The sequence below is a fragment of the Aeromicrobium sp. Leaf272 genome (genome assembly GCF_001422865.1).
Lineage (GTDB): Bacteria > Actinomycetota > Actinomycetes > Propionibacteriales > Nocardioidaceae > Aeromicrobium.
On record NZ_LMMY01000009.1, the window covers coordinates 607,000 to 608,038 of the forward strand.

Here is a 1,039-nt window from a genome sequence, read left to right on the forward strand (position 1 = left end):
CGCGCGACGGCTCCACCTGGTACCTCATCGCGTTCGAGCCCGAGGGTCGTGACGAGGTGGCCATCCGGTGCACCCCGCGCGACCGCGCCGCCGACGCCGCCACCTATCGGGTGGCCGTCGCCGAGGGCGTTCTCGACCGGGCCCGGCTGGGCGCGGGCCTCACCTGGATCGCCACCGCGGTGGGCGTCGTGCTCGCCATCGCCACGTGGTGGACCCGACGCAAGAGCCATCAGGAGAGCTGAATGCTGCAGACCTACATCGACGCCTGGCTCGCCAGCGCCCGCGACACCCTCGCCCTGCTCGAGGACCTCGACGACGCGCAGTGGTCGACGCCCACCGACCTGCCGGGCTGGACGGTCGCCGACGTCGCGTCCCACCTGGCGCACCTCGAGGCGGTGACGGCCGGGCACGTGGTCGACGAGGCACCGACCACCGCCTCGCCAGGAGGTCTCGCGTCGGCCTACACCGAGGCCGGCGTCGAGGCACGCCGCGGACTCTCCCGCGAGCAGGTGCTGACCGAGCTCCGTGCCGGCATCGACGCGCGGGCCGACCGCCTGGCCGACGCGCCGCCGACCGACCCCGCGGCCCGCGCCGACCACACGCCCGCCGGCGTCGGCTGGACGTGGGACACGATGCTGCGCAACCGCACCGTCGACATCTGGTGCCACGAGCAGGACGTCCGCCGCGCCGTGGGCAGGCCGGGCAACCTCGACTCGCCCGCCGCGGTCGTCACCACGCACACCTTCTCCTTCGCGATGCCGTACGTGCTGGGCAAGAAGGTCGGTGCCACCGCGGGCACGTCGGTGCTGTGGGACCTCACCGGCCCCCTCGCCATGCAGGTGGGCGCCACGGTCGGCGACGACGGTCGAGCCCGTCCCGGCGTCCCCGGATCGCCGTCGGCCACCCTGACCCTGTCGTCGGACGCCTTCGCCGTCCTGGCGGCGGGCCGACGGGGCCCGGGAGCGGTCGACGTCGGGATCGCCGGCGACACCGACCTGGCCCACCGCGTGCTGGAGCAGATGGCCGTCACCTTCTGACG

At 74.8% G+C, this 1,039-nt stretch carries 2 protein-coding genes; both read left to right on the forward strand.

Going from position 1 to position 1,039, the window contains the following annotated elements; all coding sequences use genetic code 11:
- Positions 1-242 (forward strand): hypothetical protein (locus ASF38_RS04600; protein WP_162237300.1); only part of this gene is annotated, 242 nt, incomplete at its 5' end.
- A complete protein-coding gene (locus ASF38_RS17040) occupies positions 243-1,037 on the forward strand; it encodes a maleylpyruvate isomerase family mycothiol-dependent enzyme (RefSeq protein ID WP_056556716.1) in 795 nt (264 codons plus the stop codon).
- Positions 1,038-1,039: the final 2 nt, after the last annotated feature.

Coding starts and splice junctions, on each gene's coding strand:
- ASF38_RS17040 (WP_056556716.1), top strand. CDS start 243: ATGCTGCAGACCTACATCGACGCCTGGCTCGCCAGCGCCCGCGACACC.